Source organism: Chromohalobacter beijerinckii (genome assembly GCF_023061185.1).
GTDB classification, from domain to species: domain Bacteria; phylum Pseudomonadota; class Gammaproteobacteria; order Pseudomonadales; family Halomonadaceae; genus Chromohalobacter; species Chromohalobacter beijerinckii.
Window position 1 is genome coordinate 154,921 of record NZ_JAKGAK010000004.1, and the last position, 19,928, is coordinate 174,848.

Sequence of the window (19,928 nt, forward strand, 5' to 3'; positions counted from 1 at the left end):
CCATCGCTCGTCGACTTTTCATACAGAACCTCACGCGACGGCTCATGCGTCGTCGCCGTTGAGGGTGGCGAGAATGCGGCGCGGTCCGCCGTGTTGGCGATGCTCTCCTAGCCATATGCCTTGCCAGGTGCCGGTGGCGAGTCGTCCCGATTCGACGGCGAGTGTCAATTGCGTACCGAATAGGCTGGCCAGGACGTGTGCCGGCATGTCGTCCGGCCCTTCCAGCGTGTGGCGCATGCCGTCGATGCCTTGAGGCGCGAGTCGTTCGGCATAAAGGGCCATGTCGTGTCGCACATCGGGATCGGCGTTTTCGTTGAGGGTGAGCGATGCGGACGTATGCAGTAGTTGTAGATGCAAGAGTCCGAGACGCACGGAGGCGAGCTCTGGAAGCTGGTCGGTGATCTCGGCGGTGACGAGATGAAAGCCCTGATGGCGTGGGCTCAGGGTGAGCGTGGTGCGATGCCACATGATGGATTCTCCCGAGAGGTGGTGACGATGCCTTGAAAGGCGTCATCGGCAGCACAATTTCACATTGATAGTCGCCGGGCTCGTGTGCGCCAGAGGAGCGACCGTCATGATCATCGATAGCGACGGTTATCGCCATGATGGGGCCGCGTGCACGGCGGTCTCAACCGATCAGGAGGGTGTGATGAGCGAGACACGCATTGAACGCGACAGCATGGGGGAACTCGAGGTTCCCGCCGACGCACTGTATGGCGCCCAGACGCAACGTGCCATCAACAATTTTCCCGTCAGTGGGCAGCCCATGCCCCCCGCGTTCATTCAGGCCGTGGCACGGGTCAAGCTGGCGGCGGCGAACGTCAATCGTGACCTTGGCCTGCTCGACGCCCAACGCGCAGAGGCGATCATCAAGGCGGCCCAGCGTCTCGTCGATGGCGAGCATGGCGATCAGTTTCCGATCGATGTCTTCCAGACGGGGTCGGGCACATCGACCAACATGAACGTCAACGAGGTGATCGCGCATCTCGCCAGTGAGAGCGGCACCGAGGTCGGCCCCAATGACCATGTCAACATGGGGCAATCGAGCAATGACGTCATTCCCACTGCGTTGCATCTGTCGGCGGCGCTTGAGGTCGAGAAAACGCTGCTTCCCGCCTTGCGTCACCTGCAGTCGGCCATCGACGCCAAGGCACACGAGGTGGATGACGTCGTCAAGACAGGGCGTACCCATCTGATGGATGCCATGCCGGTGCGCATGAGTCAGGAGCTTGGTGGCTGGTCCAGCCAGGTCGCTCAGGCCATCGAACGCCTGGAGGGTACCCAGCAGCGACTGACACGACTGGCGCTCGGCGGTACGGCGGTGGGTACGGGGATCAATGCTCATCCCGAATTCGCTGAACGGGTCGCCAAGGCGCTGAGTGAGCAGACGGGACTCAGTCTACGCCCCAACGATAGCTTCTTCGCCAGCCTGGGATCGCAAGATGCCGCCGTCGAACTGTCCGGTCAGCTACGCACCTATGCCTGCGCGGTGATGAAGATCAGCAATGATTTGCGCTGGATGAATTCAGGCCCCTTGGCGGGGCTGGGCGAGATCGAGCTCGAGGCCTTGCAGCCAGGAAGCTCGATCATGCCGGGCAAGGTCAATCCGGTGATTCCCGAGGCGGCGGCGCAGACCGCAGCGCAGGTGATCGGGCTAGATAGCGCGATCACGGTGGCGGGGCAGAGCGGCAACTTCCAGCTCAACGTCATGCTGCCGCTGATTGCCTCGAATCTGCTGACGTCGCTTCGCTTGATGTCCAGCGCCAGCACGCTGCTCGCTGATCGCGCCATCGCCACCTTCAACGTACGCCGCGATAATATCGAGGCGCCGCTGTCTCGTAACCCCATTTTGGTGACCGCGCTCAACTCGGTAATCGGCTACAACGCGGCAGCGCAAGTGGCCAAGAAGGCCTATCAGGCAGGGCGACCGATCATCGACGTGGCCGAGGAAGAAACCGATTTGTCCCGCGAGGAACTCGAACGTCTGCTCGATCCCACGCAATTGACACAGGGCGGGATCCCCGAATGACGTGACAAACGGCAAAGGTGACCTTTCTTGGGCGCCCTTACGGGCGCCCATTTTATATGGATCACCGCACTTTGCTGTCTCGATGGGGCACAGACGGGCTCAATCGTCGTCCTTGATGGGCTCCTCGCCACGCCGGTCTTGAGCTTCTTCGATGGTTTCCTCGGCGTCTTGCCGTTCTTCGCGATCCGCGTCCGGGCTGTCGTTTTCATCGGCGCGTGCCGGTCGATAACGAAAGGTCGCGAGAATGGGGAAGTGGTCGGAACCGAATGCCGAGAGGCGGCGTAGTGCGACCAAGGTGAAGTGCTCGCTGACGAAGACGTGATCCAGTGGCCAGCGTAGCCAACGATGTTCGGCGTGGAAGGTGCTGTACAACCCGCGTCCGCGGCGCGGGTCCAGCATGCCGCTGATGCGACAGAACAGGCGTGTCGTCTTCGACCATGCCACGTCGTTGAGGTCGCCGGCGACCAGCGTGGGTTGATCCGAGTCTCGCACCGTCTGGCCGACGAGCAACAGCTCGGCATCGCGCCATAGCGATTCATCGCTTTCGCCGGGCGCGGGTGGCCGTGGGTGTACGGCATGGAAACGCACACGCTCGCCACCCGGCAGCTCGAACCAGCCGTGTATCGACGGGATGTCGTCCTGGATCAGCCATTCGACATGCGGCTCATGCAGCGTGAGACGCGAATACAGGTGCATGCCGTAGAGGTTGTCGAGGGGAATCTTGACGGTATGCGGGTGGCTCTCGGTCAGCGCTTCGTCGAGGCGCTCTTCCCACCAGGCGTCTGATTCCAGGGTCAGCACGATGTCGGGGTCGGCCTCGTGAATCTGGCGCATCAGCGACGCAGCCTGGCGATTGGGCGTGAGAACGTTGGCGACCAGTAATGAGAATTGACGTGAGGCGTCCTCGCCTTCGGCATCTACTACATGATGTGCCGCCAGTGGTGTCCAGGGGAAAATACGCACGCCTTGCACGCCGAGTACGATCAAGCACGCGACTGCCCCAATCCAGCCCAGTGGCGACCAGGGCAGCACACACAGCAAGGCAATGAACATTACCACGGCGAATGCCGCCAGTTGCATGCGGGGAAAGTCGAAACCACGCACCCACCAGTAGCGTAAATCTAGCCACGGGATGGCGGTGGCGATAAACGCTACTAGCGCGAGTAGGGCAAACACTATCTCGGCGATATACTCAATCATCATGGCCTCTTTTCGGCGGCGCCGGCCCTGGCTCCATGCCGGGGCGTTACCGTCCATGGTAAGCGTGGAGATTGAGAGTAGCAGGCTAAACGGTGGTGGCGCCAAGCAACGGCGTCACCACATAGCCTCGTCAGGCCGCATGTCCTTGGCAATGACGATTGAGATAGGCGGTCAGGCGCTGATGCTGCTCTGGCGTGAAACGCAGGCCCAGCTTGGTGCGTCGCCACAGGATATCGTCCGGCGAACGAGCCCATTCCTCACGCATCAAGTAGTCGATTTCGGCTTGTGTGAGGCCGGCGCCGTACGCCTCGCCAAGCTGATCTTCGCGGCTGACGCCGTGCAGGAAGCGTAGGCATAGCGTGCCATAACTCGAGGCCAGGCGCCGCGCCCGTGCTTCACCCAAAAACGGATAATCGCGAACGAGCTGCATGGTAAATGCTTCGCGCGAGCCGATATCTCCACCGGGAAGCGATGCTTCGGCGGTCCAGGGCGACCCTATCTCGGTGAAGTAGGGCTTCAGTTGCTCGAGAGCGGCCTCGGCCAGTTTGCGGTACGTGGTTATCTTGCCCCCGAAGACTGACAGCAGCGGTGCACCGCGTGCGTCGAGGTCGAGCGTATAGTCGCGGGTCATCGCCGAGGGATCGGCGGATTCGTCATCGCACAACGGTCGCACACCAGAGAAGGTAGTGACGATGTCTTCGTGAGAGAGCGTCTGGGTGAAATGCTGATTGACGACGTCGAGCAGATAGTCGATTTCCTGACGGCTAGCGTTGACTTGCGCCGGGTCACCTTGGTAGCGCACGTCGGTCGTGCCGATCAGGCTATAGTCCTGCTGATAGGGCAGCACGAAGACAATGCGGCGATCCTGATTCTGCAGTATATAAGCGCGCTCGTCGGTATTGAGGCGCGGCACAACGATATGACTGCCTTGGATCATGCGAACGCCGTAGCGTGAATCGCGCTGCGCGTTTTCGCGCACCACCTGCTCCACCCAGGGTCCGGCGGCATTGACCAGGGCGCGCGCGTGTCGTACATGGCGCCTGCCAGTGGTGACATCTTCCAGTGTGATGTGCCAGATGCCGTCTTCCTCTCGGGCGCCGACGCAGCGGCTTCCCACCTGGATATCGGCGCCGTGTTCGCGCGCTTGCATGGCGTTGAGCACGACTAGCCGGGCGTCATCTACCCAGCAGTCGGAATATTCAAAACCGCGCTTGATATCTGGTTTGAGGGGGCTTTGGGCATCAAATCGCAACCCCTTTGAAGCGGGAAGGCTGGCACGTTGGCTGAGGTGATCGTAGAGAAACAGGCCCGTGCGGATCATCCAGGCCGGACGTAAATGCGGCTGGTGCGGGAGAATGAAGCGCAGCGGCCAGACAATATGCGGCGCCTTGCGTAACAACACTTCACGCTCGTGCAGCGCTTCGCGTACCAGGCGAAATTCTCGATGCTCAAGGTAGCGCAGGCCACCATGGATCAATTTACTGCTCGCCGAGGAGGTCGCGCTGGCGAGATCATGTTGCTCGCTTAGGGCGACGCGCAAGCCTCGGCCTGCAGCATCATTGGCGATACCGGTGCCGTTGATGCCACCACCGATGACGAAAAGGTCGAGTATGTCCTGTCGGGGGGAGGCGTTCATGGCAAGCTCCGCAAGGTTGGTTTCGCAGGTCGATTGTTCGAATATGAAAATAGTGTAGTCGAAAACGAACATCAAGTCGACGAAACGAACACGGCGCCACCGAGTGACGCCGTAAGCGGGACAAGCCGATCAGGCGTCGGCGATATGTAGTGTTACATCATATTCGCGTAGCAGACGCAGGATGCCGTCGGGTGGTTGGCGGTCCGTGAACAAAGCGTCGATCTGCGAGATGTTGCCCTGGCGCACCACGGCATTGCGGTGGAACTTGGAGTGATCGGCGGTCAGGAAGACCTGGCGTGAGTTACGGATGATGGCCTGGGCGACACGGACTTCCTGATAGTCGAATTCGAGCAACGAGCCGTCATCGTCGATGCCACTGATACCGATGATGCCGTAGTCGACCTTGAACTGGTTGATGAAGTCGATCGTGGCTTCGCCGATGATGCCGCCGTCGCGCGAGCGTACCTGACCGCCAGCGATGATGACGTTGAAGTCCTCTTTGTGCTGAAGGATCGCCGCCACGTTGAGGTTGTTGGTAATGACCTCTAGACCCTGATGATCACGTAGTGCCTCGGCGACCATTTCATTGCTGGTACCAATGTTGATGAATAAGGAGGCGGAGTCGGGAATCTGTGCGGCGACGCATTCAGCGATGTGCTGTTTGGCATCGGCATTGAGTGTCTTACGCGTATGGTAGGCGGTGTTGACGGTGCTCGATTCGAGGCCGGCGCCACCATGCACGCGCTTGATCGCGCCTTCGTCGGCCAATTGGTTGAGGTCGCGGCGAATCGTCTGTGGCGTGACGGAAAAATGCTGTGTGAGCTGCTCGATAGAGGCGTATCCCTGATGCTTGACCAGGGTGACGATGGCGTCGTGGCGATCTTGTTGTGTCATTGAAGGTTCCGTTACCTGGCGAGTAAAACGGCCGATGAATGAGCCATGTCGTGTGGGTAGACGCGAACGTTGCACAGGCGGAGCAGTGCAGGCTGGAAGTCTATGTTAAACCATGCACTAGTGCGGAAAAAGCCATTATGGATTGTTGTAAAACGAAAGTAGACATAAGCTTTGTCCGCTAAAGCGAACTTTTATAAGCAGCCATGGAAATGTGCCATTGCTTGCGTCAAGCGTTTGAAGCTTGGCGAATTTTTGGGTTGGGGCTTGCAATTTTCTACGGTCTGCGTAAAATGCGCATCCGTTGCCAAGGCGAGAGTTGGCAACGGCAGTAATGGCAGTGCTAAAACTATGGCAGTGCTAAAACTATGGCAGTGCTAAAACTAGTGAAAAATAGGACCGTAGCTCAGTTGGTTAGAGCGCCACGTTGACATCGTGGAGGTCAGCGGTTCAAATCCGCTCGGTCCTACCAAGTACTTAATGCCAGCAGTATTTAATATCGGTACCGTTTGGCATAATCAGCATTTGACATGCTAAGTACTTAGCCTCGAAACGCTGCCAACAAGCAATTTGCAGACCCCGATTTGCAGGACCGTAGCTCAGTTGGTTAGAGCGCCACGTTGACATCGTGGAGGTCAGCGGTTCAAATCCGCTCGGTCCTACCAGAATATTGAACGCCCCCGCTGTTTTTGCAGCGGGGGCGTTTGCGTTCGGGCCTCGTGTCGCCGAATTTATCCAGTCACGCTGGGTGTGGAGAGGTCGCTGGCGGCGATGAAAATCTCAACCAAGCGCTCGATTCCGCGTTGGTCGTCTTCGCTGAAGCGTTCGGGGCGCGGGCTATCGAGATCCAGCACACCCCAGAGCTCGCCGTCATGCACGATGGGCACCACCAGTTCCGAGCGCGACGCGGCATCGCAGGCAATGTGACCGGGAAAGGCATGGACATCCGCGACACGTTGCGTGCGCCGTGTCGTGGCGGTGGCGCCACACACGCCTTTGTCGAAAGGGATGGGGTTGCACGCGGGCAGCCCTTGAAACGGCCCGAGGATGAGCGTGCCGGGCTGACGTTGAAGATAGAAGCCGGCCCAGTTCAGAGCGGCGACCTCGTGCTTCAGAAAGGCACAGGTCTGCGCCGCGTTGGTCAGCCAGTCGCGAGTGTCCAGCAGGGTTTCCAGCTGACGGGCAAGCAGGTCGTAGTCGCTCATGATGTCTCCGGGCGATTGAGGATTATAACGAAACGGGCCGACCCTCGTGGGGCCGGCCCGTTGAACCAAGTGGCGGAGGGATTACTCCCAACCGGGAACCGCTGCGCCCTTGAACAGTTCGTCGGCCTTGTCGATGACGGCCTGCGATTGATACGCCTTGACCAAATTCTGGATCGCTTCGTCGTCCTGCTTGTCTTCACGCGTCACGATCAAGTTGACGTAGGGCGATTCCGGCCCCTCTTTGATCAACGCGTCGTCCAGGCTGAGGCCTGCAGGCTGGGCGAAGGTATTGTTGATGAAGGCCATGTCTACATCGGGCAGCACGCGTGGCAGTTGGGCGGCTTCGATTTCACGGAATTCGTAGTCATGCGGGTTGTCGCTGATATCAACCGGCGTTGCTTCGAGGTTTTCCGGATCGTCGAGCTCGAGCAACCCTTCGTTGTGCATCAAGATGAGCGAGCGTCCTTCGTTGGAAGGGTCGTTGGGCAGTGCGATGGTTGCCCCATCGGGGACGTTGGAGATGTCGTCGTAGCGCTCGGAATACGCACCGATCGGGTAGACGAAGGTTTTGCCAGCGATGACGAAGTCGTAACCGCGATCCTCGACCATGCTGTTCAAGTACGGCTCATGCTGGAAGGCATTGGCATCCAGGCTGCCGTCGGCGAGGGCGGCATTGGGCGAGACGTAGTCGGTGAACTCGACGATTTCGATCTCGAGATTGTATTCGTCCTTGGCAATCTGCTTGGCGACTTGCATGACGTCCGTTTCCGGGCCAGCCACGGTGCCTACCTTGATCGACTGCGTCTCGGCATCGTCGCTGCCGCAGCCGGCAATCAGGCCGGCGCCGAGCAGTGCCGCGGCACCGAAGAGACGAACGGGGTGTAGGGCCTGGGCCAGAGTGTCGTTCATTATGTGAGCTCCTTGAATGAGGCGTTACCGCCGAATACACGATGGTTCCCGAAAAGCATTTATGCTTTTTTGAGTATAAAAGTGCCGCCTATTATAGCTTTGCGTTTACCCCTCTGGCCATGCACTCATTTGTGATCGGCCTTGCGCACGAGGCGATCGCCAAGGCTTTGAAAGCCCTGCACCATGACCACCAGTATCGCCACCGTGATGAGCATGATCAGCGGTTCGAAACGGTTGTAGCCGTAACGAATGCCCAGGTCACCCAGACCGCCACCGCCGACGGCACCGGCCATGGCCGAGTAGCTGACTAGCGTGACCACGGTGATCGTCAGGCCGTTGATGATGCCGCCCTTGGCTTCCGGCAGGAGCACCTTGGTGATGATCTGCAGCGGGGTGGCGCCCATCGCCTGAGCGGCTTCGATGAGTCCCGGAGGAATCTCGTTGAGGGCGCCTTCGACCAGGCGTGCGACGAAGGGAATCGCGGCGATGATGAGCGGCACTATGGCGGCGTTGGTGCCGATGGAGCTGCCAACGATGAGGCGCGTGAAAGGGATGATCGCTACCATCAGAATGATGAAGGGAATCGAGCGGCCGATATTGGTGACGACGCCCAGTACGCGCTGGGCGACTGGCTGCGCGAGGATCTGCCCCGGGCGCGTGACGTAAAGCAGAACCCCGAGGGGAATGCCGATCACGGCCGAGACCGCGCCCGCCAGGGCGACCATATAGAGTGTATCGAGCGTGGCCTCGAGGATCAGTTCAAGCATTGCGCTGGACATGGCCGAGTACCTCTACATTGATGTCGTGGGATTCGAGTTGCTTGAGTGCTTGTGACGTCGTCTCGGGCGTGCCGACGAGCTCGGCGATCATTAGGCCCAGCGTGCGGCCCTGAATCGACTCCACCTTGGCTTGCAGGATGCTGACATCGACGCCGCTATCGCGTGCCAGGCGCGAGATGAGAGGCGTGGCGACATTGGCACCAGAAAACGCCAGGCGTACCACGGGGTGTGTATGCTCGCCAGGTGTTTCCTCGAGACGCTCGACCAGCGCCTGAGGTGGCTCGAGCTCAAGAAAGGCGTTGAGAAACTCGCGTCCCAGTCGTGTAGCCGGCGCAGTGAAGAAGTCGCCGACGTCGGCTTCTTCCACCAGCTCGCCATCCGAGATCAGGCCGACACGGTGGCAGATGCTTTTGACCACTTCCATCTCATGCGTAATGAGCAAAATGGTCAGCCCTAGCTTACGGTTAATGTCCTGCAGCAGTTCGAGGATCGAGGCCGTCGTCTGTGGATCGAGGGCGGACGTCGCCTCGTCGCAGAGCAGTACCTTGGGGCGGCTGGCGAGTGCGCGCGCGATGGCCACACGTTGTTTCTGCCCGCCCGAGAGTTGCGCCGGGTATTGCGTGGCCTTGTCGGTCAGGCCCGTGAGGTCGAGAAGCGGCTCGACGCGCTCGCGAATCTCGCCTTTCGATACGCCCATCAACTCCAGTGGCAGGGCCACGTTGTCGAAAACCGTGCGCGAGGCGAGCAGGTTGAAATGCTGGAAAATCATGCCGAGCTGGTGGCGCGACTGCCGCAGGGCTTCGCTATCCTGCTGGGTCAAGTCCTGGCCGTCGACGATGACATGGCCCTCGGTCGGGCGCTCGAGGAGGTTGACGCAGCGAATCAGCGTCGACTTACCTGCGCCGGAGAGGCCGATCACGCCATGGATGGCGCCCTTCGGGACTTCCAGATCGATATTTTTGAGGGCATGGACCGCCGTGGGGCCGGCCCCATAGGTTTTGGAGACACCTTCGAGTTTGATCATCGTCTTCGTTTGGGTCGATGCGTTGGGACGTCATGGCCAGTGACACGCCGGCGACCGTTGGTGATCGAAGCTTGTCATGCCTGGAGTGGCGTCGCATATGGCAAAATCCAGCATTATAACGGTGCTGGGCTGCCTGTGTGGCGGGATTTGTAGGCTGTGGCCATAAAAAAAGGCCACCCAGGCGGGTGGCCATCAACGCTGGACACACCCTTTTAGCGGTATTTCCCCGGGACATGCCCGGGCGCGCCCGCAATCTGGGTACAAATCGGCGCTCAAGAAGTCGCGAATTTTAGTGAGCGCTTCGATACCTGTCAATGTCTCTAGGCCAAGTACTGGCATTCGAGGGAATGATTCAGAAAGATCGCCTATTTTTGGAGCTTTTAAAGGTATAGGCGCCTGACGATGGGGGCCGGTGTGGCATGGTAGAATTGTGTGTCGAGCGTGACAGGATTGGTCAAGGAGTCGAGATGTTTACCGGTATCGTGCAAGGCGTGGGGACAGTGGTGGCCGTGGAAGAGGAAACGCAGTTCCGGCGCCATGTCGTGGCGTTTCCCGAAGGCATGGCGGAAGGGCTCGAAACCGGCGCCTCGGTGTCGCACAACGGATGCTGTCTGTCGGTGACTCGCATCGAGGGTGATCGAGTGTCCTTCGACCTGATGCGTGAAACATTGCGCCTCACCAACCTGGGGGTGCTGAGCGTTGGCGATCACGTCAACCTCGAGCGTGCCGCGCGTATCGGTGACGAAATCGGCGGCCATGCGATGTCCGGTCACGTCATCTGTCAAGCGGCCCTGGAAGAACTCGAGGAGGCGCCGAACAATCGTCGCCTATGGTTTGCGTTGCCCGACGAACATGTGCGGTTCTTGTTCGAAAAAGGCTATATTGGCGTCGATGGCATCAGCTTGACGATCGGCGCGCTCGAAGGTGGGCGTTTCTGTGTCGACCTGATACCCGAGACATTGATGCGCACAACGTTGGGTGAGCGCATGCTGGGGGACCGGGTCAATATCGAGATCGACCCGCAGACACAGGCCATCGTCGAGACGGTCGAGCGGGTCATGGCGGCGCGAGGCACGGTATAAAATTGCACAGGGATCGAGGTTCTGGCGTGCACCCTCGATTCCTGGCGTTGCATTGGGTACCATTTGCGGCTTTGTCCGCTGCCCGTCGCGGCTAAACCGCGTGCATTGCTGATGGAGCCTCAGATGAGCATTTATGGCGATTATATAAAGTCGGTCATTCGCACCGTCCCCGATTGGCCCCAGCCGGGCGTCAATTTCCGTGATATTACCCCAGTGCTGCAGAACAGTGCCGCATTCCGCAAGCTCATCGATAGCTTCGTGCACCGTTATCAGGAGCTCAATCTGGACGCGATTGCCGCGATCGATGCGCGCGGTTTCATCATCGGGGCGCCGGTCGCCTATGAGCTCGGTTGTAGTTTCGTGCCGGTGCGCAAGAAGGGGAAGTTACCGTTCAAGACCATCAGCGAAACCTATACGCTGGAATATGGTGAGTCGACCGTCGAATTGCATTCCGACGCTTTTCGCGAAGGCGACCGTATCCTGGTGATGGATGATCTGATCGCCACCGGTGGCACCATGCTGGCCGCGGCCTCGCTGATCCAGCGCAGCGGCGGACACGTGGTCGAGACCGCCGCGATCATCGACCTTCCCGAGCTCGGCGGCGCGCAGAAGATTCGTGATGCCGGCCATGGCGTGTTCGCTGTTTGCACCTTTACCGAGCACGAATGACGAGCGTGGGCGCGTGGATGTTGCGCGCCCTGTAGTCTTTTATATTCCTCCGTGTGGGCTTTCCATGAGTACCGATCGCTATCACCAGCAGTTCACCGTTTCCTGGGACCAGTTGCATCGCGATGTGCGTGTCCTGTGTCACCAACTTATCGAGCGAGACTTTAAAGGCATCGTCGCGATTACCCGTGGCGGTTTGATTCCCGCCGCTTTGATTGCGCGTGAACTCAACGTGCGTCTGATCGATACCGTGTGCATCAAGAGTTACGAGCACAAGGAGCAGGGTGGCTTGAACGTCATGAAAGGCGTCGATCATGATGGCGATGGCTGGTTGCTGGTCGACGACTTGGTCGATACTGGCAAGACCGCGCTGGCGGTGCGCGAGATGCTGCCCAAGGCGCATTTCGTGACCATCTATGCCAAGCCGGAGGGGCGTCCGTTGGTCGATCAGTGCTTGACCGAAGTCGCGCAGGATTGCTGGATTCAATTCCCCTGGGACATGGGTATTGCCTATGTCGAGCCGCTGGTCGACCAGGTACGTTCGCGCGATTCATGAGCCCCGTCGCCAAACGCAAGCGTAAGGAAGGTGCGTGATGTCTCAAGTCTTGCCGGATAGCTGGCAGCATCATCTGGGTCCGGAGTTCGAGGCGCCCTACATGCAGGCGCTTCGCGCGTTTCTGGCGCGTGAAAAAGCCGCGCGTAAGGTGATCTATCCGCATTCGGATCATTGGTTTCGTGCCTTCGAGTTGACGCCGCTGGATCAAGTCCGCGTCGTGGTCCTGGGGCAGGACCCATATCACGGGCCACATCAGGCACATGGGCTGTGCTTCTCGGTGCGCCCCGGCATTCCCGCGCCGCCTTCGTTGCAGAACATCTACAAGGAGCTGGCGCAGGACGTGGGCACGACGCCGGTCTCGCACGGTTTCCTCGAGTCGTGGGCGCGTCAGGGTGTGTTGCTGCTCAATAGTGTGTTGACCGTCGAGCAAGGCAACGCGGGTGCGCACCGGGGACAGGGCTGGGAGGCCTTCACCGACCGTGCAATTCAGGTGGTCAACGAACAATGCGATGGGGTAGTGTTCTTGTTGTGGGGCAGTTACGCTCAGAAGAAGGCATCATTCGTCGATCGTCAAAAACATCTGGTGTTGCATGCCCCGCATCCCTCGCCTTTGTCGGCGCATCGTGGCTTCTTCGGTCAGCGTCACTTTTCTCAAGCCAATGCCTTTCTGGCCGCACGGGGCCGAGAGGGCATCGACTGGCAATTGCCGGCACAGCCCGAGTTCACCTAGTCCCCTTAACCCACGCCCCCTGGCACGCTAGAATACGTGCAAATCCGAACCGCTTTCCGGCCGAACCCGTGATGTACCCGCATGGCCGACCTGGAGTGTGGTTCGGCTCGTCATCGCCGAAAGGATACCCCCGACATGAGCGTTCATGCCATCCAACATCCTCTGGTCAAGCATAAGCTGGGCCTTATGCGCGAATCCGGTATCAGTACCAAGAGCTTCCGTGAGCTGGCCAGCGAAGTCGCCAAGTTATTGACCTATGAAGCGACTCAGGATCTCGAGACTCAGAAGACCGAGATTCCGGGGTGGAGCGGTGGCTTGCTCGAGGTCGAATTGCTCAAGGGCAAAAAAGTCACCGTGGTTCCCATTCTGCGCGCCGGCCTGGGCATGCTCGATGGCGTTACCGATCTCATTCCTAGCGCGCGCGTCAGTGTGGTGGGGCTTTATCGCAACGAAGAAACGCTGGAACCGGTGCCGTATTTCGAGAAGTTCGTCGGCGATCTCGACGAGCGCCTGGCGATCGTGATCGATCCCATGTTGGCCACCGGCGGCTCCATGGTGGCGACGCTGGATATGCTCAAGGCGCGTGGCTGCCCGCTGGTGAAAGTCATTGTCCTGGTCGCGGCGCCGGAAGGTATCGCCCGGGTGCAGGAGGCATATCCTGAGGTGGAGATCTATACCGCCTCCGTCGACGAGCGTCTTGACGAGAATGGGTACATCGTCCCCGGCCTTGGCGATGCCGGTGATAAAATATTCGGCACGCGCTGACACTCTTCAGCAAGCCCTCATCGGATTTTGTGATGTGGGCTCAGATTATTCTCATCCTTGGATTTCATTGCCAAGAACCTGGGTCGCTTCATGCGACCTTTTTTATGTTCGAAATCGAATAGTCCGATCGTCTTCTTTTGGAAAGCGTCGAGTACTGTTTTTTTTGCGCAGAGTAGACAAAAGTTCTATTCGCTCTTTTTTGTTTCTATAAACAATAGTTTATGAGCTTATTCTGGTCATATTGAGCGGCATGGAAGCCGTTTTCGATAAATAACATTTGTGTCTGAATTCGAATCTCGACTAACGTGATTTTACACGCTTACTCAGCGTGATCTCATAACGAATAACAGCCGAGATCCGTATGTCATTGAACCTAGAAAACATCGATCGGGTGGTCGGCGGCGAGACGCATATCGCTGATATGAACCTGACCCTTGAACCCGGATCGTTCAATGTCCTGTTGGGCCGGACGCTCTCTGGCAAGACCACTCTGATGCGGCTGATGGCGGGGCTCGACACGCCGACCCGAGGGCGAGTCTTAATGAATGGTCAGGATGTGACCGGTCGCTCCGTAAGGCATCGCAATGTATCGATGGTTTATCAGCAGTTCATCAACTACCCCAGCCTTACCGTCTACGATAATATCGCCTCGCCGCTGAAACTGGCGAAGGCAGGGCGCGCCGAGATCGATCGTCGGGTTCGGAGCATCGCCGAGATGCTGCATATCGAGCACTTGCTTGATCGTCAGCCATTGGAGCTGTCCGGTGGCCAACAGCAGCGTACTGCCATGGGGCGTGCCTTGGTGAAGGATGCCGATGTGGTGTTGTTTGATGAACCACTGGTCAATCTGGACTACAAGCTTCGTGAGGAATTTCGCGAAGAACTGCGAACTGTCTTCAGTGAGCGTAACTGCATTGCCGTTTATGCTACCACTGAGCCTGCCGAAGCACTGGCACTGGGTGGCAATACAGCGGTACTACACCAAGGGCGCTTACTTCAGTATGGTCCAACTGCAGACATCTACCACCGTCCTAGCGATATTAGAGCGGCTGAGATGTTCTCGGAGCCACCCATCAATATCGTCAAGGGCATCCTCACCGATTCTGAAATCAGCTTCGATGATACATTGCACTTCCCCGTTGGAAATGATTTTAGCACTTTAGTCTCAGGCGAATACCGGTTTGGCATTCGTGCTTCGCATATATCACTGACCCGGCGAGCCAAAAGTGATATCGAAGTCCATATGACCGTTGACTTGGCCGAGATCAGTGGTTCTGAAACCTTTCTGCATGTGCATAACGAACATTTCTACATGACGGCACATCTTGAGGGGGTACACGAATTTCGTGTGGATGCGCCGGTCACGCTCTACTTTTCGGCGCACAAGATTTATGCATTCGATCATGAAGGTGCGGTAGTCCATATACCGACTCACCTGAGAGGTATTTGAGATGGCCGAGATCACCCTGAAATCCCTGGCGCATACCTATTCGGCGAACCCCCAGTCACCTCAAGACTATGCCATTCGTGAGATGAATCATGTCTGGCAGCAGGGCGGTGCTTATGCTCTGTTGGGGCCTTCGGGCTGCGGTAAATCGACGTTGCTCAATATCATTTCCGGTTTGCTAGAGCCATCGAGTGGCGAAGTACTTTTTAATGGTGAAGTAGTCAATGCGTTGACACCCGAAGCACGCAATATAGCTCAGGTTTTCCAGTTCCCTGTCATCTACGACACGATGACAGTTTACGACAACCTGGCCTTTCCGCTGCGCAATGTAAAGACTCCTGAGACAAGGGTCCATGAGCGTGTCATGGAAGTGGCTGAGGTTTTGGAACTGACCTCCCAGCTAAAGCGCAAGGCCAAGAACTTGACGGCGGATGAGAAGCAGAAAGTGTCCATGGGTCGCGGCCTGGTGCGTGATGATGTTTCGGCCATTTTGTTTGATGAGCCTTTGACGGTTATTGATCCGCAGCTTAAGTGGACATTGCGACGTAAGCTCAAGGAGATTCACCAGCGTTTCCAGATCACCATGGTCTACGTGACTCATGACCAGCTCGAAGCCTCTACCTTCGCTGACAAGATCGCCGTGATGTACGAGGGCCAGGTGGTGCAGTTCGGTACTCCTAGAGAGCTTTTCGAGACACCGAATCACACCTTCGTCGGCTACTTTATCGGTAGTCCGGGCATGAACTTTCTGGACGTCTCCGCTCGCGATGGCGTGGTCTGGGCAGGCGATACCGCGCTCACGGTGGGGCAAGGGGTTCGAGATGCCATCGAGAAAGCGACGTCTTCCAGCATCAAGCTGGGAATCCGGCCTGAATTCATTGAGGTGCATACCGATCCGGTGGAAGACGGGATGCCGGCTCAAGTGGATCACGCTCAGGATCTAGGAACCTATTCGATTGTTTATTTGACCCTTGGTGGCATCTCGCTCAAGGCGCGTATCGAAGAAGACCAGATGACCCCGACCGGTAAGGCTTGGCTGCGCTTCCCCGATGAGCGCCTCGGGCTTTACGTCGATGAATATCGCGTGGAGATCGACCATGAATAAAGTCCATAACAACCGGGCGTGGTGGTTGATTCTGCCCATGCTGCTGTTGGTGGCCTTTTCGGCCGTCATACCGCTAATGACCGTAGTGAACTACTCGGTCCAGGACGTCTTCGATGCCAATACACGGTTCTTTACAGGTACCGAATGGTTCAAGGAGATGCTCAACGATCCTGCTTTGCAGGCGGCTGTGCTGCGTCAGTTTGCCTTCTCGCTGACTATCCTGGCCATCGAGGTACCGTTGGGTATTGGCGTCGCACTGATCATGCCCAAGAAGGGCTGGCAGGCATCGGCCGCGCTGATTCTGGTGACCATGCCATTACTGATTCCTTGGAACGTAGTGGGCAGTATTTGGCAAATATTTACTCGCGGCGACATCGGCCTGATGGGCTGGAGCCTGCGCGAGCTCGGCTATGGTTACAACATCACCTCGAACCCGGTGGACGCCTGGGTGACCATTATCCTAATGGATGTCTGGCACTGGACATCGCTCATCGCCTTGCTCTGCTACAGCGGCCTGCGCTCGATCCCGGATGCGTATTACCAGGCAGCGCGTATCGATCGCGCCTCGAAGTGGGCTGTGTTCCGTTATATCCAGTTGCCCAAGCTCACCAACGTACTGGTGATTGGGGTGCTGCTGCGCTTCATGCACTCGTTCATGATTTATGCCGAACCTTTCGTGCTGACCGGCGGGGGGCCCGGTAGTTCCACGACCTTTCTCAGTCAGTCGCTGACGACCATGGCCATTGGGCAGCAGGATCTAGGACCATCGGCGGCGTTTTCACTTATCTATTTTCTGATCATTCTACTGGTCACTTGGGTGTTCTACACCGCGATCATGAACATGCAGAAAGACAACAACAAGGGGGCATGAGATGAGTGCTTCGTCATTGCCGAAAACACCTGAAGAAGTGCGTCAGCGTGCTGCAGTTGCCGATAACCGGCGTCGACGCAAGGCCCGCTCGGCTCCCCGTCAATGGCGACGCCGGGGGCTAATGGCCGCCTACATCGTGTTCGTGCTGTTACCGGTCTATTGGCTACTCAATATGTCCTTTCAGTCCAACAGTGAGATCCTTGGCGGACTGACTCTGTGGCCGGAAGATTTTACCGTCGAGCACTATGCCAAGATCTTGACAAATTCCAGCTGGTACATGGGTTACATCAATTCGATTACCTATGTGTTGATGAACATGTTGATCAGTATCGTGGTTGCTCTGCCGGCGGCCTATGCTTTTAGTCGTTATCAGTTCATTGGCGACAAACATCTTTTTTTCTGGTTGTTGACTAATTTGATGGCGCCACCAGCAGTTTTTTTGCTGCCTTATTTCCAGCTGTATTACACCGTAGGACTTTTCGATACTCACGTGGCGGTTGCTTTAGCACACTGTCTGTTCAATATTCCGCTGGCCGTGTGGATTCTGGAAGGTTTCATGAGCGGTGTCCCCAAGGAAATTGATGAGACCGCCTTCATTGATGGCTATAGCTTTCCGCGATTCTTCGTGAAGATATTCATTCCCATGATCAGCTCCGGTATTGGCGTGACCCTGTTCTTTCTTTTCATGTTCTCTTGGGTGGAACTGCTACTGGCCAGCACTCTCACCTCTACGGGTGCCCAGCCCATCGCCTCGGTGATGACCCAGACCAAGGGCGCCTCAGGAATCGACTGGGGGACACTGGCCGCCGCCGGCGCCCTAACCATTCTGCCGGGTATCGTGGTGGTCTATTTCGTTCGCAATCACATCGCCAAGGGCTTTGCTCTGGGCCGTACCTGAGGAGTATGCGACATGGCATGGATGGTCTGGACGACACCTACGATGGTCTTCTTCGTGGTCATTGCCGCCATGCTGGCGGCGATGACCACCTGGGAAATCATCTCACCGACGGTCGAGCGTAAGGGCTTCTTGCCGATCTCGACCACGCGCGGCGATCGGTTCTTCATAGGACTGCTCAGCGCGGCCTATATCCATCTGGTGGTAGTGGGCTTCACCCCATTGAGTATCTGGCTGGCCTTGGGGGTATCAGTGCTCTGGCTACTGGTATTGATGCGCTGGGGCTGACAGAAAGGGATGGAGCTAAATGTCCAGGAACGGATGACAACAACCAAAGAGGTCAATATGAAAACGACAACAATGCGGCTCTCTCTACTCGCGGCAGGTGTCATGCTGGCATGTGGTAGCGTGCACGCCGATGAGCAAGATACCCGAGCTATCGCCGAGCGATTGGTGGATGAACACTTCCAAGAATCGACACTGACGCGTGAGCAACAGATTGAAGAATTGATGTGGTTTGCCAAGGCGGCCAAGCCCTTTCAGGGAATGGAGATCAACACCGTTGCCGAAGGTTTGACGACGCATGTCTATGAGCGTGACGTGCTGGCTGAAGCATTCAGCGAGCTGACCGGCATCGAGTTGACGCATAACATCATCGGCGAGGGCGATGTCGTCAATAATATGCAGACCCAGATGCAGTCGGGTCGCAATATCTACGATGGCTACGTTAATGACACGGATTCCATCGGGACGCATATCCGCTACGGTACGACCGTCAATATTTCCGAGGCCATGAAGAACGAGTGGGCGGACTATACTTTGCCGACACTAGACCTCGACGATTTCATGGGCTTGCAGTATGGCACTGGCCCGGATGGTAGCGTTTACCAGTTACCTACCCAACAGTTCGCCAACCTCTACTGGTTCCGCTATGACTGGTTCCAGCGCGAGGATCTGCAGAACCAGTTCCGCGATCTCTATGGCTATGACCTGGGCGTGCCGACCAACTGGACCGCCTACGAGGACATCGCCGAGTTCTTCACCGAGCATGTCGGTGAGATTGATGGCACCAAGGTCTATGGCCACATGGATTACGGTCGTCGTGATCCCTCGCTGGGATGGCGGTTCCACGACTCCTGGCTCTCCATGGCGGGGATGGGAAGCCCCGGTGTGCCATTTGGGAACCCGGTTGACGACTGGGGTATTCGTGTCAACGAGCAGAGCCAACCTGTCGGAGCGAGTGTTTCCCGGGGTGGGGCGACCAACTCGCCGGCTTCGGTCTTCGCTGTGACCAAGATGGTGGATTGGCTCGATAAGTATGCCCCTCCTGAAGCCAGCGGCATGACGTTCGGTGAGGCTGGGCCGGTGCCGGCTCAAGGCAACGTCGCCCAACAAATATTCTGGTACACCGCGTTCACGGCTGACATGACGGCGCCTGATCTGCCGGTCACCGATGATGAAGGCAATCCCAAGTGGCGCATGGCACCGTCACCGACTGGTCCATATTGGGAAGAGGGCATGAAAGTCGGCTATCAGGATGTGGGGGGTTGGACTTTCTTCGACTCCACCCCTGAAGACCGGCGTACGGCTGCCTGGCTTTTTGCTCAGTTCACCGTTTCCAAAACCGTCTCGCTCGAGAAGTTGTTGGCGGGTCTGACGCCGATTCGTGAGTCTGATGTCTTCTCCGATAAAATGACCGAAATGGCGCCTAAGCTGGGCGGCTTGGTGGAGTTTTATCGCAGCCCCAACGCTGCCAATTGGACACCATCGAGCACCAACGTACCGGACTATCCACGCATGGCACCGTTGTGGTGGCAGAACTTGGCACCGGCTGTCAGCGGCGATATTGCACCCAAAGAGGCGCTCGACAACTTGGCCAGAGACCTCGACAGCATCATGAGTCGCCTGGCTCGGGCGAAGGTCTTCGAGACGTATTCCCCCAACCTCAACGAGGAACGTGACCCTCAGTACTGGCTCGACCAGCCGGGTTCGCCCAAGGCGAAGCTGGATGATGAGATGCCGCAGGGTACCACCGTTCCCTATGACGAGATGATGGAGGCATGGATGGCCACCGGTTCACAAGAATGATTGGCGAACAGACCATCTGACTCGCCTGGCGTTGTCCCGGGTACGCCCGT

Annotated in this window: 20 protein-coding genes and 2 tRNA genes; 14 read left to right on the plus strand and 8 right to left on the minus strand. The window is 57.7% G+C overall.

Features of this window, described 5'->3' with window-relative positions:
* Positions 1-42: 42 nt before the first annotated feature.
* Positions 43-468 (minus strand): secondary thiamine-phosphate synthase enzyme YjbQ, encoded by a 426-nt coding sequence (locus L1075_RS05720; RefSeq protein ID WP_040241611.1) that lies wholly within the window; start codon positions 466-468, stop codon positions 43-45.
* A gap of 181 nt (positions 469-649) precedes the next feature.
* Between L1075_RS05720 and L1075_RS05725 the strand changes: the two genes are divergently transcribed.
* Positions 650-2,029, plus strand: a complete 1,380-nt coding sequence (locus L1075_RS05725) for a class II fumarate hydratase (RefSeq protein WP_246894256.1) — start codon at positions 650-652, stop codon at positions 2,027-2,029.
* A 99-nt stretch (positions 2,030-2,128) separates the two neighbouring features.
* On the opposite strand, the gene L1075_RS05730 is transcribed toward L1075_RS05725, so the two are convergent.
* The 3 genes from L1075_RS05730 to L1075_RS05740 form a co-directional block, all read right to left on the minus strand.
* Positions 2,129-3,229, minus strand: coding sequence for an endonuclease/exonuclease/phosphatase family protein (locus L1075_RS05730; protein ID WP_246940647.1), 1,101 nt, complete (start codon positions 3,227-3,229; stop codon positions 2,129-2,131).
* Positions 3,230-3,359: 130 nt separating this feature from the next.
* Positions 3,360-4,865 (minus strand): glycerol-3-phosphate dehydrogenase, encoded by a 1,506-nt coding sequence (glpD, locus tag L1075_RS05735; protein WP_246940650.1) that lies wholly within the window; start codon positions 4,863-4,865, stop codon positions 3,360-3,362.
* Positions 4,866-4,994: 129 nt separating this feature from the next.
* Positions 4,995-5,759, minus strand: coding sequence for a DeoR/GlpR family transcriptional regulator (locus L1075_RS05740; RefSeq protein WP_246940653.1), 765 nt, complete (start codon positions 5,757-5,759; stop codon positions 4,995-4,997).
* Positions 5,760-6,151: 392 nt separating this feature from the next.
* On the opposite strand from L1075_RS05740, the gene L1075_RS05745 reads away from it, so the two are divergent.
* A tRNA-Val gene (locus tag L1075_RS05745) sits at positions 6,152-6,228 on the plus strand.
* 116 nt (positions 6,229-6,344) lie between these two features.
* Positions 6,345-6,421, plus strand: a tRNA-Val gene (locus tag L1075_RS05750).
* 66 nt (positions 6,422-6,487) lie between these two features.
* Here L1075_RS05750 and L1075_RS05755 read toward each other — a convergent pair.
* From L1075_RS05755 to L1075_RS05770, 4 genes are all read right to left on the minus strand, one after another.
* Complete coding sequence (locus tag L1075_RS05755) at positions 6,488-6,961, minus strand: GAF domain-containing protein (RefSeq protein WP_246894171.1); 474 nt, start codon at positions 6,959-6,961, stop codon at positions 6,488-6,490.
* 81 nt (positions 6,962-7,042) lie between these two features.
* Complete coding sequence (locus L1075_RS05760; protein ID WP_246894170.1) at positions 7,043-7,870, minus strand: MetQ/NlpA family ABC transporter substrate-binding protein; 828 nt, start codon at positions 7,868-7,870, stop codon at positions 7,043-7,045.
* Positions 7,871-7,995: 125 nt separating this feature from the next.
* Positions 7,996-8,649, minus strand: a complete 654-nt coding sequence (locus L1075_RS05765; protein WP_040241602.1) for a methionine ABC transporter permease — start codon at positions 8,647-8,649, stop codon at positions 7,996-7,998.
* A complete protein-coding gene (locus L1075_RS05770; RefSeq protein WP_040241601.1) occupies positions 8,630-9,673 on the minus strand; it encodes a methionine ABC transporter ATP-binding protein in 1,044 nt (347 codons plus the stop codon). The genes L1075_RS05765 and L1075_RS05770 overlap by 20 nt, the downstream gene beginning before the upstream one ends.
* Positions 9,674-10,140: 467 nt before the next feature.
* On the opposite strand from L1075_RS05770, the gene L1075_RS05775 reads away from it, so the two are divergent.
* The 11 genes from L1075_RS05775 (at position 10,141) to L1075_RS05825 (ending at position 19,878) form a co-directional block, all read left to right on the plus strand.
* On the plus strand, positions 10,141-10,755 hold the full coding sequence (locus tag L1075_RS05775) for a riboflavin synthase subunit alpha (protein ID WP_246894169.1): 615 nt from the start codon (positions 10,141-10,143) through the stop codon (positions 10,753-10,755).
* Between the two features lie 123 nt (positions 10,756-10,878).
* Positions 10,879-11,424 (plus strand): adenine phosphoribosyltransferase, encoded by a 546-nt coding sequence (locus L1075_RS05780; protein ID WP_040241597.1) that lies wholly within the window; start codon positions 10,879-10,881, stop codon positions 11,422-11,424.
* Positions 11,425-11,488: 64 nt separating this feature from the next.
* Complete coding sequence (gene gpt, locus L1075_RS05785) at positions 11,489-11,977, plus strand: xanthine phosphoribosyltransferase (protein WP_246940655.1); 489 nt, start codon at positions 11,489-11,491, stop codon at positions 11,975-11,977.
* A 37-nt stretch (positions 11,978-12,014) separates the two neighbouring features.
* A complete protein-coding gene (gene ung / locus L1075_RS05790) occupies positions 12,015-12,707 on the plus strand; it encodes a uracil-DNA glycosylase (protein ID WP_040241593.1) in 693 nt (230 codons plus the stop codon).
* 135 nt (positions 12,708-12,842) lie between these two features.
* The gene (gene upp, locus L1075_RS05795; protein ID WP_246940658.1) at positions 12,843-13,472 is read left to right on the plus strand and encodes a uracil phosphoribosyltransferase; all 630 of its coding nucleotides are present in this window, start codon (positions 12,843-12,845) and stop codon (positions 13,470-13,472) included.
* A gap of 361 nt (positions 13,473-13,833) precedes the next feature.
* A complete protein-coding gene (locus tag L1075_RS05800) occupies positions 13,834-14,922 on the plus strand; it encodes an ABC transporter ATP-binding protein (RefSeq protein WP_246940661.1) in 1,089 nt (362 codons plus the stop codon).
* Between the two features lies 1 nt (position 14,923).
* The gene (locus tag L1075_RS05805; protein WP_040241586.1) at positions 14,924-16,024 is read left to right on the plus strand and encodes an ABC transporter ATP-binding protein; all 1,101 of its coding nucleotides are present in this window, start codon (positions 14,924-14,926) and stop codon (positions 16,022-16,024) included.
* Positions 16,017-16,895, plus strand: a complete 879-nt coding sequence (locus L1075_RS05810) for a carbohydrate ABC transporter permease (RefSeq protein ID WP_246940664.1) — start codon at positions 16,017-16,019, stop codon at positions 16,893-16,895. The genes L1075_RS05805 and L1075_RS05810 overlap by 8 nt, the downstream gene beginning before the upstream one ends.
* A 1-nt stretch (position 16,896) precedes the next feature.
* Positions 16,897-17,793, plus strand: coding sequence for a carbohydrate ABC transporter permease (locus L1075_RS05815; RefSeq protein WP_246940667.1), 897 nt, complete (start codon positions 16,897-16,899; stop codon positions 17,791-17,793).
* Positions 17,794-17,805: 12 nt separating this feature from the next.
* Positions 17,806-18,078, plus strand: coding sequence for a DUF2160 domain-containing protein (locus L1075_RS05820; protein ID WP_040241577.1), 273 nt, complete (start codon positions 17,806-17,808; stop codon positions 18,076-18,078).
* 57 nt (positions 18,079-18,135) lie between these two features.
* Complete coding sequence (locus tag L1075_RS05825; RefSeq protein ID WP_246940670.1) at positions 18,136-19,878, plus strand: ABC transporter substrate-binding protein; 1,743 nt, start codon at positions 18,136-18,138, stop codon at positions 19,876-19,878.
* The last annotated feature ends 50 nt before the right edge of the window (positions 19,879-19,928 follow it).

Excerpts from the sequence above, each read along its gene's own strand:
- L1075_RS05720 (WP_040241611.1), bottom strand. The coding sequence starts at position 468 with ATGTGGCATCGCACCACGCTCACCCTGAGCCCACGCCATCAGGGCTTT.
- L1075_RS05725 (WP_246894256.1), top strand. The coding sequence starts at position 650 with ATGAGCGAGACACGCATTGAACGCGACAGCATGGGGGAACTCGAGGTT.
- L1075_RS05730 (WP_246940647.1), bottom strand. The coding sequence starts at position 3,229 with ATGATTGAGTATATCGCCGAGATAGTGTTTGCCCTACTCGCGCTAGTA.
- glpD (WP_246940650.1), bottom strand. The coding sequence starts at position 4,865 with ATGAACGCCTCCCCCCGACAGGACATACTCGACCTTTTCGTCATCGGT.
- L1075_RS05740 (WP_246940653.1), bottom strand. The coding sequence starts at position 5,759 with ATGACACAACAAGATCGCCACGACGCCATCGTCACCCTGGTCAAGCAT.
- L1075_RS05755 (WP_246894171.1), bottom strand. The coding sequence starts at position 6,961 with ATGAGCGACTACGACCTGCTTGCCCGTCAGCTGGAAACCCTGCTGGAC.
- L1075_RS05760 (WP_246894170.1), bottom strand. The coding sequence starts at position 7,870 with ATGAACGACACTCTGGCCCAGGCCCTACACCCCGTTCGTCTCTTCGGT.
- L1075_RS05765 (WP_040241602.1), bottom strand. The coding sequence starts at position 8,649 with ATGTCCAGCGCAATGCTTGAACTGATCCTCGAGGCCACGCTCGATACA.
- L1075_RS05770 (WP_040241601.1), bottom strand. The coding sequence starts at position 9,673 with ATGATCAAACTCGAAGGTGTCTCCAAAACCTATGGGGCCGGCCCCACG.
- L1075_RS05775 (WP_246894169.1), top strand. The coding sequence starts at position 10,141 with ATGTTTACCGGTATCGTGCAAGGCGTGGGGACAGTGGTGGCCGTGGAA.
- L1075_RS05780 (WP_040241597.1), top strand. The coding sequence starts at position 10,879 with ATGAGCATTTATGGCGATTATATAAAGTCGGTCATTCGCACCGTCCCC.
- gpt (WP_246940655.1), top strand. The coding sequence starts at position 11,489 with ATGAGTACCGATCGCTATCACCAGCAGTTCACCGTTTCCTGGGACCAG.
- ung (WP_040241593.1), top strand. The coding sequence starts at position 12,015 with ATGTCTCAAGTCTTGCCGGATAGCTGGCAGCATCATCTGGGTCCGGAG.
- upp (WP_246940658.1), top strand. The coding sequence starts at position 12,843 with ATGAGCGTTCATGCCATCCAACATCCTCTGGTCAAGCATAAGCTGGGC.
- L1075_RS05800 (WP_246940661.1), top strand. The coding sequence starts at position 13,834 with ATGTCATTGAACCTAGAAAACATCGATCGGGTGGTCGGCGGCGAGACG.
- L1075_RS05805 (WP_040241586.1), top strand. The coding sequence starts at position 14,924 with ATGGCCGAGATCACCCTGAAATCCCTGGCGCATACCTATTCGGCGAAC.
- L1075_RS05810 (WP_246940664.1), top strand. The coding sequence starts at position 16,017 with ATGAATAAAGTCCATAACAACCGGGCGTGGTGGTTGATTCTGCCCATG.
- L1075_RS05815 (WP_246940667.1), top strand. The coding sequence starts at position 16,897 with ATGAGTGCTTCGTCATTGCCGAAAACACCTGAAGAAGTGCGTCAGCGT.
- L1075_RS05820 (WP_040241577.1), top strand. The coding sequence starts at position 17,806 with ATGGCATGGATGGTCTGGACGACACCTACGATGGTCTTCTTCGTGGTC.
- L1075_RS05825 (WP_246940670.1), top strand. The coding sequence starts at position 18,136 with ATGAAAACGACAACAATGCGGCTCTCTCTACTCGCGGCAGGTGTCATG.